The following is a 15,228-nucleotide window of genomic DNA, read 5'->3' as shown; positions in this document are numbered from 1 at the left end:
CCTTACTTGTCTCTGATTTCAAGCAGCTCCAGCTCGAATATCAGCGGGGAGTAAGGGGCAATCAAATCCCCTGCACCTTCTTCTCCATATGCCTGAGCGGACGGGATAGTGATCCGCCAGTAAGCGCCAACAGGCATTTTCATCAGGGCTTGCTGCCACCCTGCAATCACACTGTCCAGGCTGAACCATTGTGGTGTTTGAGTTTGATCAAAACTCGAGCCGTCGGCCAGGTAACCTCTGTAGTTCACACGCACTTTGCTGTTGGCCTTTGGCATCGGACCGTTACCTGCTCGTAGCGGTTGTATCAGGATGCCGTTGGGAAGAGCCGTGATACCGCTTTTAGCCTTTTCCAGAGCCAGAAAACGACGTTCAGCTGCTTTGGCTTTTTCTACTTGTGGATCGGGTGCTTGTGCCAATTTGGCCTCGTGCTCGGCCAGCAGTGCTTCAATGCGGTCTGGTTCGAGTCGCAGGGGCTCACCGCGATAAGCCTGACGAAGGCCTTCGAGCAGTGGTTGCAGCTCTACTTGCGGCACTTCATGCCGCAGTCGTTCTCCCAGTTTCACCCCGAGGCTGTAGGCCAGGTCCTGCGAGTCTTCACTGCTGTATGCCAGAGGGGCAAGCAGGAAAAGAAACAGCAGAGAAAAGCGTGGCATAAGGGTGTGCTCCGTCTGAAGTTGCGGCGATTATGCCTGTTAGACCGACAAGCTCAATGCATAAGGTGGAAAGACAGGTGTGAGGCAGTCTAGTATGGCAACAACTTCACACGCCCGGAGGCGCAGCCATGTCGTCAGTCAAAAACGCAAAGAAGAAGTCTGTGAGTACTCCGCTGCATCTGTTGCAGCAACTTTCCAGTAGTCTCCTTGAGCATCTTGAGGATGCTTGCAGCCGGGCATTGGTTGATGCTGAGAAGTTGCTGACCAAATTGGAAAAGCAGCGTGGCAAAACTCAGGAAAAACTGCTCAAGGCACGCAATAAGATTCAAGAAGCCGCCAAGGCTGGCAAAAGCAAGGCGCAAGCCAAGGCTAAAGACGCCGTTGCTGAGCTGGAGCATCTGTTGGATGCTCTTAAGGCGAGCCAGACTGAAACTCGCGAATACATCGCAGGCCTCAAGCGTGACGCTCAGGAAAGCCTCAAGCTGGCGCAGGGTGTTGGCAAAGTGAAGGAGGCCGCTGAGAAAGCACTGGATAGCCGTAATAAACCAGCCGCGAAACCTGCCGCTACAAAAGCTGCTGCTAAGCCAGCCGCAAAACCTGCTGCTGCCAAAACAGCTGCTAAGCCAGCCGCAAAACCTGCTGCTGCCAAAACAGCTGCTAAGCCAGCCGCAAAACCTGCTGCTGCCAAAACAGCTGCTAAGCCAGCCGCAAAACCTGCTGCTGCCAAAACAGCTGCTAAGCCAGCCGCAAAACCTGCCGCTGCCAAAACAGCTGCTAAGCCAGCCGCAAAACCTGCCGCTACCAAAGCTGCTGCTAAGCCAGCTGCGAAACCTGCTGCTGCCAAAACTGCCGCTAAGCCAGCCGCGAAACCTGCTGCTGCCAAAACAGCTGCTAAGCCAGCCGCGAAACCTGCTGCCAAAGCTGCCGCTAAGCCAGCTGCGAAACCTGCTGCCAAAGCTGCCGCTAAGTCAGCTGCGAAACCTGCTGCCAAAGCTGCCGCTAAGCCAGCCGCGAAACCTGCCGCTGCCAAAGCTGCCGCTAAGCCAGCTGCAAAACCTGCCGCTGCCAAAACTGCTGCAAAACCAGCCGCACCTGCCGCAACTGCTAAGCCAGTAGAAAACAAAGCAGTAGAGGCTAAGCCAGCCGCTGCAGAGGTTACCGCCCCGGTAACCAACACCACTGCACCTGCCTCAGGTGTTTAAATCATCAGCTCTGCCGCTGTGCAGCGTAACAGTTGCACGGCCGCAGGGTTGAGTGGCTCTGGCCCTAGTTGCCCGAGCCAGTCTTGCGGCGTCGTGTCGGGCTCATTCAGCCAGTGATGAGTGAGCTCCGTCAGACGCCGTAATTGTTCACGTTCCGCCTCCAGCTCTAGCCTTTTCACGTGCTCGCGCAACTGCAGCAAGTGCGTATCCTCTTGGGCTGGCTGGCGCCAGCTTTGCCTGAGTTGACGTAGCGCCTGCACCACCTGCTCATGCCAGTGGCGCGTGTGGTTCTGTAATTCGAGCACACGCTCGGGCCTGCAGGATGCCTGGTGCTTTTCCAGCCAGACTGCACAGATCACGACACACACGTCAGCCCCCTGTGCCTGTAATTGCAGGCAAGCCTGCTCGACTCCGGGCTGTTGGTATAAGGTGACAGCGAACGGCCACAGGTCTGTTGGCATCGTGCTTCTCGCGTAAGTAAAAGGGGACTCTGGTAGACTCCGCCGCCATTATGATCCGACTACAAAATCTCACACTACAGCGTGGTCCTCAGCGTCTTCTGCAAGACGCCGAGATGACTTTGCATCCCGGCCATAAAGCCGGTCTGATCGGTGCCAACGGCGCCGGTAAATCCAGCCTGTTTGCTCTGCTGCGCGGCGAGTTGATTGCCGATGCGGGCGACTGCCTGATCCCGGCTGACTGGCGAGTGTCGCACATGCGCCAGGAAATCGAAGCGGTGGATCGCATCGCAGTCGATTACGTGCTGGACGGCGACATACGTCTGCGCCAAGTACAGGCCGAGCTGGCCGCCGCCGAAGCCGCCCACGATGGCGCAGCTGTGGCGCGCTTACATGTTGAGCTGGATACCCTGGACGGCTACAGCGCCGATGCACGTGCGCGTAAGTTGCTGGCGGGTCTTGGATTTGATAACGCGCAGATGGATCGCCGTGTCGGCGATTTTTCCGGTGGCTGGCGGATGCGCCTGAATCTGGCGCAGGCGCTGATGTGCCCGTCAGACCTCCTGCTGTTGGACGAACCCACCAACCACTTGGACCTGGATGCGATCCTGTGGCTGGAAAGCTGGCTGAAAGCTTATCCCGGTACTTTGCTGCTAATTTCCCATGACCGCGATTTTCTGGATGCTGTAGTGGACAACGTTGCCCATCTTGATCAGCAAAAGCTCACGCTTTATCGCGGTGGTTATACCGCCTTTGAGCGCACCCGTGCTGAACGTCTGGCGCAACAGCAGCAGGCGTATGAGAAGCAGCAAGCGCAACGGGCGCACATGGAAAAGTACATTGCCCGCTTCAAGGCGCAGGCAACCAAGGCCCGTCAAGCCCAGAGCCGGATCAAGGCACTGGAACGAATGGAAGAGCTGTCAGCAGCTCACGTTGACTCCCCGTTCGACTTTAGCTTCCGCGAGTCCGACAAAATCTCCAGCCCGCTGCTGAGCCTGAGTGAAGGCTGCCTGGGTTATGGCGACAAGGTGGTGCTGGAGAAGGTCAAACTGAGCCTAGCTCCCGGTGCCCGCTTGGGTTTGCTCGGGCCCAATGGTGCAGGTAAGTCGACCCTGATTAAAAACTTATCCAACGAGTTGCAGCCCATCAGTGGCGAATTACAGCGCGGTGAGAATCTGTCTGTCGGCTACTTTGCTCAGCATCAGTTGGATGCGCTCGATGATCTCGCCAGCCCGCTGCTCCATCTTCAGCGTTTGGCGCCTACAGAACGTGAGCAAACACTGCGCGACTTCCTCGGTGGCTTTGATTTCCGTGGCCCCCGTTGCGATGAGCCGGTGCAAAACTTCTCCGGTGGTGAAAAGGCACGACTGGCCTTGGCGTTGATTGCCTGGGGCAAGCCCAACCTGCTGCTGCTCGACGAACCGACTAACCACCTGGACCTTGAAATGCGCCTGGCCCTGACCATGGCGCTGCAAGAGTTCAGCGGCGCAGTGGTGGTGGTTTCCCACGACCGTCACCTGCTCAAGAGCACAACAGACGAGTTCTTGCTGGTGGCTGATGGCCGTGTGCAGCCGTTTGATGGTGATTTGGATGATTATGCCCGCTGGTTGGTGGATTACCGCGCCCGTCAGCAGCCAACTACCGCTGCGGCTGAAACTAACCCGGATAAGTCCGATAAGCGACTGCAGCGCCAAGCTGCAGCAGCCCTGCGTCAGCAGTTGGCGCCTTATAAGCGTGAGACTGAAAAGCTTGAGAAAGAGCTGGGGCAGGTCCAGGAGAAGCTGGCCACTGTTGAAGAAAAACTAGGTGACAGTGACCTATACGATCCTGCCCGCAAAGATGAGCTCCGTGATTTGCTGGCTGAGCAAGCTAAGCTAAAAGCACGTGAGGGCGATCTTGAGGAGCGCTGGATGGAGGCTTTGGAAGCGCTGGAGGCTTTGCAGGCTGAGCTGGAGGCTGCCAGTTGAGTCTGACGTTGCCTTCACTTGAGTGGCTGTTGACCTGGCGGGAGCCTTTGCTTAGAGCCGGACAGGTGATTTTAATCCTGTTCTTGGCGTGGCTAGGTCAGCGTATTTTGACCCGTGCGATCAGCCGTCTAGCTGTTCGTTACCCGCAGTTACCACCTGAGTTAATGCTGCCGGTACGGGGGCTGGTACGATGGTTGATACTCGGCAGCGCATTTATGCTCGTGCTAGAGCGTTTAGGGGTTTCTGCTCAGGTACTCTGGACAGCTTTAACCGGTTTTGCAGCGGTAGCGGCGGTGGCGTTTTTCGCCATTTGGAGCGTGTTGTCAAACATGTTCTGCTCGTTGCTTATTTTCGCCCTTGGTCCCTTTCGTATCGGGGAGTATGTCGAGGTTATGGAAAGTGCCGACAAGCCGGGTGTCTGCGGACGTGTGATTGCCATCAATCTGTTCTATACCACCTTAGAAGACGCTACCGGCGACGCGCCGGGGGCTTTGTTGCAGATTCCGAATAGTCTTTTTTTTCAAAAAGCCGTGCGCCGATGGCGTCATGGCGAACAACCCAAACCGCGTAATAAAGAGGTTTAAGAAAATATGGAATGGCTGGCTAACCCGGAGATCTGGGTTGCTTTTCTGACGTTGACTGCTCTGGAGATTGTTCTGGGGATCGACAACATCATCTTCATCTCGATCCTGGTCAGCCGTTTGCCCAAGGCACAGCAACCGAAGGCGCGTTTCTTTGGTCTTGCATTGGCTATGGGTACGCGGATCCTGCTGTTGCTGTCGATTAGCTGGGTGATGCGCCTGACGACCGACCTGTTCACGGTATTGGGCCAGGGGATTTCCGGTCGCGACCTTATCTTGTTCTTCGGTGGTCTGTTCCTGCTGTTCAAGAGTACGGCAGAGATCTACCACAGTTTGGAGGGTGAGGAAGAAGGCCCACAGGCTGGCGGTAAGACTTACGGCTTCATGGGCATCATTATTCAGATTGCCATCATCGACATCATCTTCTCGCTGGATTCGGTGATCACCGCGGTAGGTATGGTCAACAACGTACCGGTGATGGTGGCTGCCATTGTGATCTCGGTTCTGGTGATGATGCTGTGCGCCGGTACCATCAGCAACTTCATCGACAAGCACCCGAGCCTGAAAATGCTGGCGCTGTCGTTCCTGATCGTTGTGGGTACCGTGCTCATTGCCGAGTCGTTCGATGTGCATGTGCCGAAGGGCTATGTGTACTTCGCCATGGCCTTCTCCTTGGCCGTTGAGGCGATCAACATCCGCATGCGTACACTGCGCGCTCGTGCCCGGAAGGAAGAGCTTGATCCGGTGCAGCTGCGTAAGGGCTCGCCGTACTGATTACAGTCTGTGCGTAGCGTCAAGACAGGGGTAGGCTAAGGCCTACCCCTTTTTTATGTGTTCGGAAATGGAGTTGAGCAGCATGGCGATTGAGACATGGCTGGCGTTTTTTGTGGCCTGCTGGGTGATCAGCTTATCGCCCGGTGCCGGAGCGATTGCATCCATGTCAGCGGGTTTGCAATACGGTTTTCTGCGTGGCTACTGGAATGCGCTGGGCCTGCAAATAGCGCTGGCCGTACAGATCGCTATTGTTGCAGCGGGTGTGGGGGCGGTGTTGTCGGCCTCTGAGCTGGCGTTTGGGTTGATCAAGTGGTTTGGTGTGGCCTATCTGGTGTATCTCGGCTACCTGCAGTGGAAAGCTCAGCCCAGTGAAATGCAGGCGGATGCTGGTCGACCCATTGGCCGTCCACTGAGTTTGGTGGCGCGGGGCTTTCTGGTGAATATCAGCAATCCCAAGGCAATCGTCTTCATGCTGGCGGTACTGCCGCAGTTTATTGATCCGAAGTCTCCGTTGCTGATGCAGTACCTCATCATGGGGGTGACTATGATCACAGTCGACTTGATCGTCATGGCCGGTTACACCGGTTTGGCGGCCCGAGTATTGGGCGCTTTGCGCTCACCGCGTCAGCAGCGTGTGCTCAATCGCACGTTTGGTGGCTTGTTTATTGGTGCTGCGGCTTTACTGGCTACGGTGCGTCGGGCGGCTAGTTGAGGGCCGGACGGTAGAAACCCAAGGCTTGGGCCGATGTCTACAACGGGCGCCCAAGCTAACTATTTGTAACAGTTTATTGCTGATGGAGAGGCTGGCGCTCATAATCGAACGCTAACTGTTTGCATTTGGTACTCCTTCCCAATGAAGATCCTCTCCCGATTCTGCAACTGGATGCTGTTGCCGGTTCTGGCTTTTTGCAGCCTGAATGTCTTAGCCGGGCCGGTCGATGGTGCCGCTCAGGCACTGCATCTGCTGGGCTACCTGAGTGTTGACTACCCTGCGACCGTAGCAGCAGGGCAGGTGATTGATACTGGTGAGTACAACGAGCAAGTCGAGTTCTTGGGCGTGCTGCATGGCCTAATTGTGGCGCTTCCTGCCCGGCCTGAGCGGGTAACCCTTGAGCAGGGTGTAAACGAGTTGCAGCAGGCTGTTGAGCAACGCAAGGATGGCGCCGCGGTGGCAGCACAGGCGCGCCAACTGGCAGCCATTCTGGCCAAAGCCTATGACGTTTCGCAGACTCCGGCGATAACCCCTGATCCATCCCGGGGTGCGACGTTGTTTGCTGAAAATTGCAGCGTTTGCCATGGAGCGACAGGTGCCGGTGATGGCCCCGCCAGCATGGGCATGGAGCCGCCCCCTGCCAACCTGCGCAGCCATGCACGTATGGATCACCTGAGTCTGTACGACCTGTTCAATACCGTCGGGTTGGGTATTGAGGGCACCGATATGGTGTCATTCGCGGATCAGCTTGATGAGCGGCAACGCTGGGATATCGCCAGCTACATCGCGGGGTTCACCGCAAACCCTGCGCTCAAGGGCGAGCCCATTGCCCTCAGTGAACTGGCCAGCCTGACGCCGGCACAGGTGACCGAACAGCGTGGCGCTGAAGCGGCCGAGCTGTTTCGGGCCCAGCGTGCGCAGCCGCCTATGCAGCAGCGCGGCCCTAAGCAGTTGATCGAGCATACCGTGCAGACCCTGGAGCAAAGCCTGGCTGCCTACCAGGCGGGCGATTCGGCGCAGGCTTACGATTTGTCGGTTGGGGCCTATCTGGAAGGCTTTGAGCTGGTCGAAAGCGCTCTGGATAACCTCGATACCGAGCAGCGCAAGACCACTGAGCGAGCGCTGATGGCTTATCGGCAGGCGTTGCAGGACAGCCAGCCGGTGGCTCAGGCCGCGCAGCGTCTGGAACTGGCCAAGGCTGAACTGGCTAAGTCGGCCAAATTGCTTGAGGGCGAAGGTATGTCCGCCTCCCTGAGCTTCATTTCCAGCTTGCTGATTCTGCTGCGTGAGGGGCTTGAAGCGATTCTGGTACTGGCGGCAATTTTGGCCTTTCTGCGCAATACCGAGCAGCACCATGCTGTACGCAGTGTGCATGTGGGGTGGGCACTGGCGCTGGTTGCCGGTGTGGCGACCTGGGCCCTGGCGGCGTATCTGATTGATGTCAGCGGCGCCCAGCGTGAGTTGCTGGAGGGCGTTACAGCCCTGTTCGCGAGTGTCATGGTGCTGTGGCTGGGTGTGTGGATGCATGACCGCCGCCATGCCGCCGCTTGGCAGGATTACATCAAGAGCAGTTTGGTCAGCGGCGGTGGACGCTTCGGTTTTGCAGTGCTGGCGTTCTTCTCGGTTTACCGCGAGCTGTTTGAAGTCATTTTGTTTTACGAAACCCTGTGGTTACAGGCTGGGCCGCAAGGCCATGGCATGGTTCTGGCCGGCGCCGCTGCGGCGTTGGTGCTGTTGTTGGGGCTGGCGTGGGTGATTCTGCGCGGTTCGCGCAAGCTGCCGCTGGCGACCTTCTTTGGCTTGAATGCAGTGCTGTTATGCGTGCTCTCGGTGGTGTTTGCAGGCCATGGTGTGGCAGCGTTGCAAGAGGCTGGCGTACTGGGCACTCGGCCGGTGGCGTTCTTCGAATTTGACTGGCTTGGCATTCATGACGATGCCTACACCTTGTCTGCACAAGCACTGGCATTGCTTGCCATCGTTGTTTTGTATGGCCGCAGCTGGCTGGCGGCACGGCGTAAAGCCGCTGTCAGTGCGTAGGGCGATGAAAGCCGGTATGGCGTACCATGCCGGCTTTTGCCTGAGTTAGAAGCGAACCATGCGAGTTTGGATTGATGCAGATGCCTGCCCAAAGGCTGCCAAGGATCAGGTGGTCAAATTTGCCCTGAAACGAGGTTTTGAGGTCGTTCTGGTGGCTGGCCAGTCGCAGATCAAACCTGCCTTCAACTGCGTGCGGCTGATTGTGGTGCCCAGTGGCCCTGATGCGGCAGACGACTATCTGGTCGAGCATGCTGTGGCGGGCGAGCTGGTTATTTGCAGCGATATTCCGCTGGCAGATCGCCTAGTCAAGAAGGGTGTCAGCGCACTTGACCCGCGTGGACGTGAGTTTGATGAGCGCAATATGGGCGACAAACTGGCAACCCGAAATCTGTTTACCGAGTTGCGTGAGCTGGGGCAGGTCGGAGGTGGCCAGGCCCCTTACAGTGACCGTGACAAACAGGCCTTTGCCAACAGCCTTGACCGCATCCTGACTCGCCTGCAACGCAAGCAGCCCGCAGGCTGATGCCTTATCCGCAGAGGTAAGTGCCTGTACCTACGGCAACGAGAGTGCCATCGTCACTGTGCAGCTCCGAGCGTACCACTGCGACTTTATTGCCACTTCTCAGCAGCACTGCACTGGCCGTGAACAATTGGCCGCGGCCTGGGCGCAGATAATCCACGCGCAAGTCGATAGTCCCTAGCTTGGAGAGACGGGCCATGCGCTCGCTGGCCGACAGATGTTGGTGTTTGTCGAAGGCGCCGATCAGTGCCATCGCTCCGCCCGCCACATCAAGCAGTGAACTGATCACGCCGCCGTGAAGGATGCCATGGACAAAGTTACCGATCAGCTCGGGCTTCATGGGCAGAGTCATGATGACTTTTTCAGCACTCATTTCGCCCATCTGAATGCCCAGCGCTTGATTGAAGGGTATGCGCTGAAAAAAGTTGATCACCGCGTCGCGCTGTTCAGCTGAGAGTTCAAACGGTTTTGTGCTCATGGCGGCCCTGCCTGCAAAAGAATGCCTGCAAACTGCCGCAGCACACCCGGCCTGACCAGAGGGCAGGCCGGAGTGGCGTAGCCATTGTCGCGAATGCCTTAGGCACCCTCTCAATGGCCAACGTGCAGATTACGCTGCAGGGTGGGCGCTGAGCTCCAGGATGCGGTCAACCAGCTTGTTGATGCCGGAAGCCGCTTCGCTGATGGACTGGGCGAGCATGTAAGCCGGCGTGGTGACCAGCTTGTGCTTTTCATCTTCGACGATGTCGGATACTTCGCATTCTTCGTGTTGGGCGCCCATCTGGGTCAGGGCTGCCGCTGTATCAGCATCCTTACCGATGGTGCAGATCACGCCAGCGCCGAAGATTTTTGCGGCCATGGCCGGGGCAATGCACATCAGCCCTACTGGTTTACCCGCACTGGCAAACGCTTGTACGGCTTGCAATACGTCGGGTTGGACGGTGCAGTTGGCGCCAGCGGTGGCGAAGTCCGACAGGTTTTTAGCCGCACCAAAGCCACCCGGCAGGATCACGGCATCAAAGTCAGCTGCGTGCAGCTCTTTGACATCTTTGATGTTGCCCCGGGCAATTCGGGCTGATTCCACCAGTACGTTGCGGGTGCCGTCCATTTCGTCACCGCTGTAGTGATCCACCACATGCAGTTGCGGGATATTCGGAGCAAAACACTGCACCTGCGCACCGCGCTGGTCGAGGCGCAGCAGGGTAATCACGCTTTCGTGGATCTCTGCGCCGTCGTAGACGCCGCAGCCGGAAAGAATCACCGCGACTTTTTTGTTCATCTCTATCTCCTGATAAATGCAGGGCGAAGGGCATCGCCTTATAACGAATCTGTCGCCAAACGCTACCAGGGTTGGCACAGTTGGCCGTGAGGCCTGACAAACCTTGAATTAAGCTTTATGAAGTAATCCTAGCTGTAAGCCGGTTCTCGCGATACGGCAGACCTATAAATACAAATCGACAGTCCTGCTCAATGCAGAGACATGCCGGAGCACGTCGGGGAGAGACATGGACTACATACTCTACGCAGTACCGTTTTTCTTTGTATTGATCGCCCTTGAATTGCTGGCGGACCGTTGGCGTGGTGTCAGCACCTATCGCTTTTCTGATGCGATCAACAGCCTCAGCACTGGCGTGTTGTCCACCACGTTTGGGCTGATCACCAAGGTGGTAGGGCTCATCACCTACACACTGGCCTGGCAATACCTGGGGCTTTTTGAGCTGTCGGCCGATGACCTCTGGGTATGGCTGTTTGCCTTTGTCTTCTACGATTTCTGCTACTACTGGAACCATCGCCTGGGGCATGAGCGCAATGTGTTGTGGGCGGCTCATTCGGTCCATCACCAGAGCGAGGATTACAACCTCAGTACTGCCTTGCGCCAGACCAGCAGTGGTTTTCTGTTCAGCTGGATTTTCTACCTGCCCATGGCGGTTGTCGGTGTACCGCCTTTGGTGTTCTTGACCGTTGCAGCGATGAACCTGCTTTATCAGTTCTGGGTGCATACACGGCATATCCCCAAGCTGGGTTGGCTGGAGTGGATTCTGACCACGCCGTCGAACCATCGTGTTCACCACGCGCAAAACCCACGTTATATGGATCGTAATTACGGTGGTGTGTTCATCGTTTGGGACAGGATTTTTGGCACCTTTCAGGAGGAGCTGGATGAGGAACCTGCGATCTTTGGTGTTACCACGCCGCTGGCCAGCTGGAACCCGCTGTGGGCAAATATCCAGTTCTATGTGGCGCTGTGGAAGGATGCGGTACGGGCCGAGTCGTGGTGGGACAAGGTGCGCATCTGGTTTATGCCGACTGGGTGGCGTCCCGCTGATGTGGCGGCGAAATACCCCGTAGAAAAACCGGACTTAAGTCGTTTTGTGAAGTTTGATGTGCCCCTGACGTTGGCGCAAAAAATCTATGCCGGTGTCCAGTTTGCCCTTTACCTTGCGTTGGGCAGTGCTCTGCTGGGATTAGGAGAGTCGATGACCATGGCGCAGGCCTTGGTGGGGGCCGTATGGGTAGCGTTTGGCCTGTATTGCATTGGCGCCTGGCTGGAAAACCGCCCTATGGCCAAAGCGCTGGAGCTGCTGCGATTGGTGCTGAATGCGGTGTTTCTCTGGTTGGCTATTGCGGTCGGTATGGTTGCGCAACAGCCTGTGCTCTGGTGGGCGCTGCTGACTTACAGCCTGATTAGCCTCATTGTGATTTTTTGGGCCCCGCGTCCGGCTCCGGCGCGTACTGCCTGAGCATTATCGTCTTACGACTTTGGTGCGCTGCCTGTCTCGCAGTGGCAGGCAGCAGGCCCAGGGGGTGGTACCATGGATGGTGATCCGGACCTGGGCTCTGCATGAATGGCGTTTGCGCATGCTAGCAGCGCTTATTGCACAGTCGAGTTTGGCCATCCCGCGTTCAGTCTTCCTGGTGTAAACAGCGCATGCAGCGCTGGCAGGCTGGCGTGTACACATCAGTGATGTGTTGTAACCATTTGGTCATAATGTCCGCTTATAACTGTCCTGCTTGCCTGTGCTACAGGCTACGGAGTCTGCTGTGAGCGTTACCCCCGCCAATCGCCTGTTTCCCGGAACTCGTCTGCGTCGTAACCGCCGTGACGACTTTTCCCGCCGTCTTGTTCGTGAAAACCGCCTGAGCACCGATGACCTAATCCTGCCGGTGTTTGTTCTGGATGGTGAAAACCGTCGTGAAAGCATTCCGTCCATGCCGGGCGTGGAGCGCCTGTCCATCGACTTGCTGCTGAAAGAGGCTGAGCATTGGGTTGCCCTTGGTATTCCGGCGCTGGCGCTGTTCCCGGTAACGCCATTGGAGAAGAAATCCCTGCAGGGTGAAGAGGCGTGGAACCCCGACGGTATCGCTCAGCGTGCTATCCGCGCTTTGCGCGCCAAGTTCCCGGAGCTGGGCATCATCAGCGATGTCGCTTTGGACCCGTTCACGACCCACGGTCAGGACGGCATTCTCGATGAAGATGGCTACGTGCAGAACGACATCACCGTCGATGCACTGGTTAAGCAGGCCTTGTCCCACGCCGAAGCGGGTGCTCAGGTCGTTGCACCGTCGGACATGATGGACGGTCGCATTCAGGCCATTCGCGAGGCGCTGGAGCTGGCTGACCATACCAACGTGCGCATCATGGCTTACTCCGCCAAATACGCCAGTGCCTACTACGGTCCGTTCCGTGATGCTGTCGGCTCGGCGGCTAACTTGGGCAAAGGCAGCAAGAACACTTATCAGATGGACCCTGCCAACGGTCACGAAGCCCTGCACGAAGTGGCAGCGGACTTGGCCGAAGGCGCCGATATGGTCATGGTCAAACCGGGCATGCCGTATCTGGATATCGTCTGGCGAGTTAAAGATGCGTACAAGGTGCCGACCTTTGCGTATCAGGTCAGTGGTGAATACGCGATGCACATGGCCGCCATCCAAAATGGCTGGCTGAGTGAAGCGGTGATCCTTGAGTCACTGACAGCCTTCAAACGTGCCGGTGCAGATGGCATTCTGACCTACTTCGCCGTACGTGCAGCAGAACTCTTGAAACAAGGGCAATAATTAACCAGGAGCACCCATGAATACCGAAGGACTCACGAATACTGAGTTGCAGGACAGCACCGTCGCAGTACCAGAGGAGGCCGTGGTCGAGACACCCTGTGTCGAAACACCTGCCCCGGTTGTTGCAGCACCGGTTCCTGGGCTGGATGACAGCAGCTTGTACATCCATCGTGAGCTGTCGCAGTTGCAATTCAATATCCGCGTGCTGGAACAGGCGCTGGATGAGTCCTATCCGCTTCTGGAGCGCCTGAAGTTCCTGCTGATTTTCTCCAGCAACCTGGACGAGTTTTTCGAAATTCGGGTTGCTGGCCTGAAGAAGCAGATCAACTTTGCCCGTGAACAAGCCGGTGCGGATGGTTTACAGCCGCACCAAGCTTTGGCCCGCATCTCTGAGTTGGTGCATGAGCAGGTTGAGCGTCAATACGCCATCCTCAATGACACCCTGTTCCCGGAGATGGCCAAGCACAATATTAATTTTATCCGCCGTCGTTTCTGGACACCCAAAATCAAGACCTGGGTGCGCCGTTACTTCCGCGATGAGATTGCGCCGATCATTACGCCGATCGGTCTTGATCCAACTCACCCGTTCCCGCTGCTGGTGAACAAGAGCCTCAACTTTATCGTTGAGCTTGAAGGGGTGGATGCGTTTGGCCGCGACTCCGGTCTGGCAATCATCCCAGCCCCACGCCTGTTGCCGCGCATTATCAAAGTGCCGGAAGAGGTGGGGGGCGCAGGGGACAATTTCGTATTCCTGTCCTCCATGATCCACGCCCACGCCGATGACCTGTTCCAGGGCATGAAGGTGAAGGGTTGCTACCAGTTCCGTCTGACCCGAAACGCCGACCTGTCGGTGGATACCGAGGATGTCGAAGACCTGGCCCGTGCCCTGCGTGGCGAATTGCTCAGCCGTCGATATGGCGATGCGGTGCGCCTGGAGGTGGTCGACAGCTGCCCGAAACCGCTGGTGGATTACTTGCTCAAACAGTTCGGCCTGAGCGAAGGCGAGTTGTACCGTGTTAATGGCCCGGTCAACCTGATCCGCCTGTTCAGCATTACCGGGCTGGAAAGTCACCCGGAGCTGCAATACGCGCCGTTTACTCCGGTAATCCCCAAGCTGCTGCAAAATGCAGAGAACATCTTCAACGTGGTGAGCAAGCAGGACATCCTGCTGTTGCACCCATTCGAATCCTTCACCCCCGTGGTTGACCTGCTGCGCCAGGCGGCTAAAGATCCCCATGTGTTGGCCATTAAACAGACGCTGTACCGCTCTGGGGCGAACTCGGAAATCGTCGATGCGCTGGTGGAGGCTGCCCGTAACGGCAAGGAAGTCACCGCGGTCATTGAACTGCGCGCGCGCTTCGATGAAGAGTCCAACCTGCAGCTGGCCAGCCGCCTGCAAGCGGCGGGTGCAGTGGTTATTTATGGTGTGGTGGGCTTCAAGACCCACGCCAAAATGATGCTGATCCTGCGCCGCGAAAACGGCGAAATCGTCCGTTATGCCCACCTGGGTACCGGTAACTACCATGCTGGTAACGCCCGCTTGTACACTGACTACAGTCTGCTTACCGCCGACGTAGCGCTGGGTGAAGACGTGTCCAAACTGTTCAGCCAGCTGATTGGCATGGGCAAAACCCTGCGCATGAAAAAGCTACTGCATGCGCCGTTTACCCTGAAGAAAACCCTGCTGGACATGATTGCGAAGGAAACTGCGCTGGCTGCAGAAGGGAAGTCCGCGCACATCATCGCCAAGTTCAACTCCCTGACAGACCCTAAGGTCATTCGTGCCCTGTACAAGGCCAGTCAGAGTGGGGTGAAAATCGACCTGGTGGTGCGCGGTATGTGCTGTCTGCGTCCGGGGATTCCAGGGGTTTCCCATAACATTCAGGTGCGCTCAATTATTGGTCGCTTCCTCGAACACACCCGGGTTTTCTACTTCCAGAATGGCGGTGAGGAAAAGATTTACCTCTCCAGTGCTGACTGGATGGAGCGTAACCTCGACAAGCGTGTCGAGACGTGTTTCCCGGTAGAGGGCAAAAAATTGGTCACTCGGGTGAAGAAAGAGCTGGAAAGCTACCTGACTGACAATACTCAAGCCTGGCTGTTGCAGCCCGATGGCCGTTATGTGCGCTGTTCGCCCAGTGGTAACCAGAACCCACGCAGTGCTCAGGCCGGTTTGCTGGAGAAGCTGACAGCACCACAAGTCAGCGTGCGTTGAATGCGAGCTCGATAACGCCAGCATGGCAAAACAAAACGGCAGCCTAGGCTGCCGTT

General features: G+C 57.0%; 14 protein-coding genes. 10 read left to right on the top strand and 4 right to left on the bottom strand.

Translation table 11 applies throughout. The features are described from left to right. Positions 1-2 precede the first annotated feature (2 nt). The gene (locus WG219_19935; GenBank protein WXL25539.1) at positions 3-653 is read right to left on the bottom strand and encodes an FKBP-type peptidyl-prolyl cis-trans isomerase; all 651 of its coding nucleotides are present in this window, start codon (positions 651-653) and stop codon (positions 3-5) included. Positions 654-781: 128 nt separating this feature from the next. Between WG219_19935 and WG219_19930 the strand changes: the two genes are divergently transcribed. Next, positions 782-1,855 carry an AlgP family protein gene (locus WG219_19930; protein ID WXL25538.1) on the top strand — a complete coding sequence of 358 codons (1,074 nt, stop codon included), beginning with the start codon at positions 782-784 and terminating at the stop codon, positions 1,853-1,855. Here the strand turns inward: WG219_19930 and WG219_19925 are convergent. Further along, positions 1,852-2,316 carry a TIGR02444 family protein gene (locus tag WG219_19925; protein ID WXL25537.1) on the bottom strand — a complete coding sequence of 155 codons (465 nt, stop codon included), beginning with the start codon at positions 2,314-2,316 and terminating at the stop codon, positions 1,852-1,854. The genes WG219_19930 and WG219_19925 overlap by 4 nt on opposite strands. Before the next feature lie 50 nt (positions 2,317-2,366). Here WG219_19925 and WG219_19920 point away from each other — a divergent pair, with 50 nt between their 5' ends. The 6 genes from WG219_19920 (at position 2,367) to WG219_19895 (ending at position 8,907) form a co-directional block, all read left to right on the top strand. Then, positions 2,367-4,280 (top strand): ATP-binding cassette domain-containing protein, encoded by a 1,914-nt coding sequence (locus tag WG219_19920; protein ID WXL25536.1) that lies wholly within the window; start codon positions 2,367-2,369, stop codon positions 4,278-4,280. Between the two features lie 8 nt (positions 4,281-4,288). Further along, complete coding sequence (locus tag WG219_19915) at positions 4,289-4,864, top strand: mechanosensitive ion channel family protein (protein WXL28056.1); 576 nt, start codon at positions 4,289-4,291, stop codon at positions 4,862-4,864. Positions 4,865-4,870: 6 nt separating this feature from the next. Beyond that, complete coding sequence (locus WG219_19910) at positions 4,871-5,635, top strand: TerC family protein (GenBank protein WXL25535.1); 765 nt, start codon at positions 4,871-4,873, stop codon at positions 5,633-5,635. Between the two features lie 82 nt (positions 5,636-5,717). After that, complete coding sequence (gene rhtB, locus WG219_19905) at positions 5,718-6,347, top strand: homoserine/homoserine lactone efflux protein (GenBank protein ID WXL25534.1); 630 nt, start codon at positions 5,718-5,720, stop codon at positions 6,345-6,347. A gap of 141 nt (positions 6,348-6,488) precedes the next feature. Further along, positions 6,489-8,384: an FTR1 family protein gene (locus WG219_19900; protein ID WXL25533.1), complete on the top strand. Its 1,896-nt coding sequence runs from the start codon at positions 6,489-6,491 to the stop codon at positions 8,382-8,384. A gap of 58 nt (positions 8,385-8,442) precedes the next feature. Further along, positions 8,443-8,907, top strand: coding sequence for a YaiI/YqxD family protein (locus tag WG219_19895; GenBank protein WXL25532.1), 465 nt, complete (start codon positions 8,443-8,445; stop codon positions 8,905-8,907). A 4-nt stretch (positions 8,908-8,911) separates the two neighbouring features. Here the strand turns inward: WG219_19895 and WG219_19890 are convergent, their stop codons facing one another. Next, positions 8,912-9,382: a thioesterase family protein gene (locus tag WG219_19890; GenBank protein WXL25531.1), complete on the bottom strand. Its 471-nt coding sequence runs from the start codon at positions 9,380-9,382 to the stop codon at positions 8,912-8,914. Positions 9,383-9,511: 129 nt separating this feature from the next. Continuing rightward, a complete protein-coding gene (gene elbB / locus WG219_19885) occupies positions 9,512-10,180 on the bottom strand; it encodes an isoprenoid biosynthesis glyoxalase ElbB (GenBank protein ID WXL25530.1) in 669 nt (222 codons plus the stop codon). 226 nt (positions 10,181-10,406) lie between these two features. Here elbB and WG219_19880 point away from each other — a divergent pair, with 226 nt between their 5' ends. The 3 genes from WG219_19880 (at position 10,407) to ppk1 (ending at position 15,172) form a co-directional block, all read left to right on the top strand. Beyond that, on the top strand, positions 10,407-11,642 hold the full coding sequence (locus WG219_19880) for a sterol desaturase family protein (protein ID WXL25529.1): 1,236 nt from the start codon (positions 10,407-10,409) through the stop codon (positions 11,640-11,642). Positions 11,643-11,943: 301 nt separating this feature from the next. Beyond that, positions 11,944-12,957 carry a porphobilinogen synthase gene (gene hemB / locus WG219_19875; GenBank protein ID WXL25528.1) on the top strand — a complete coding sequence of 338 codons (1,014 nt, stop codon included), beginning with the start codon at positions 11,944-11,946 and terminating at the stop codon, positions 12,955-12,957. Positions 12,958-12,973: 16 nt separating this feature from the next. Continuing rightward, on the top strand, positions 12,974-15,172 hold the full coding sequence (gene ppk1, locus WG219_19870) for a polyphosphate kinase 1 (protein WXL25527.1): 2,199 nt from the start codon (positions 12,974-12,976) through the stop codon (positions 15,170-15,172). Positions 15,173-15,228: the final 56 nt, after the last annotated feature.

It is taken from the genome of Pseudomonas mendocina (genome assembly GCA_037482215.1).
Lineage (GTDB): Bacteria > Pseudomonadota > Gammaproteobacteria > Pseudomonadales > Pseudomonadaceae > Aquipseudomonas > Aquipseudomonas mendocina_E.
Note: the sequence above shows the minus strand (reverse complement) of the source record. Positions and strands in the feature narration are given on the sequence as shown.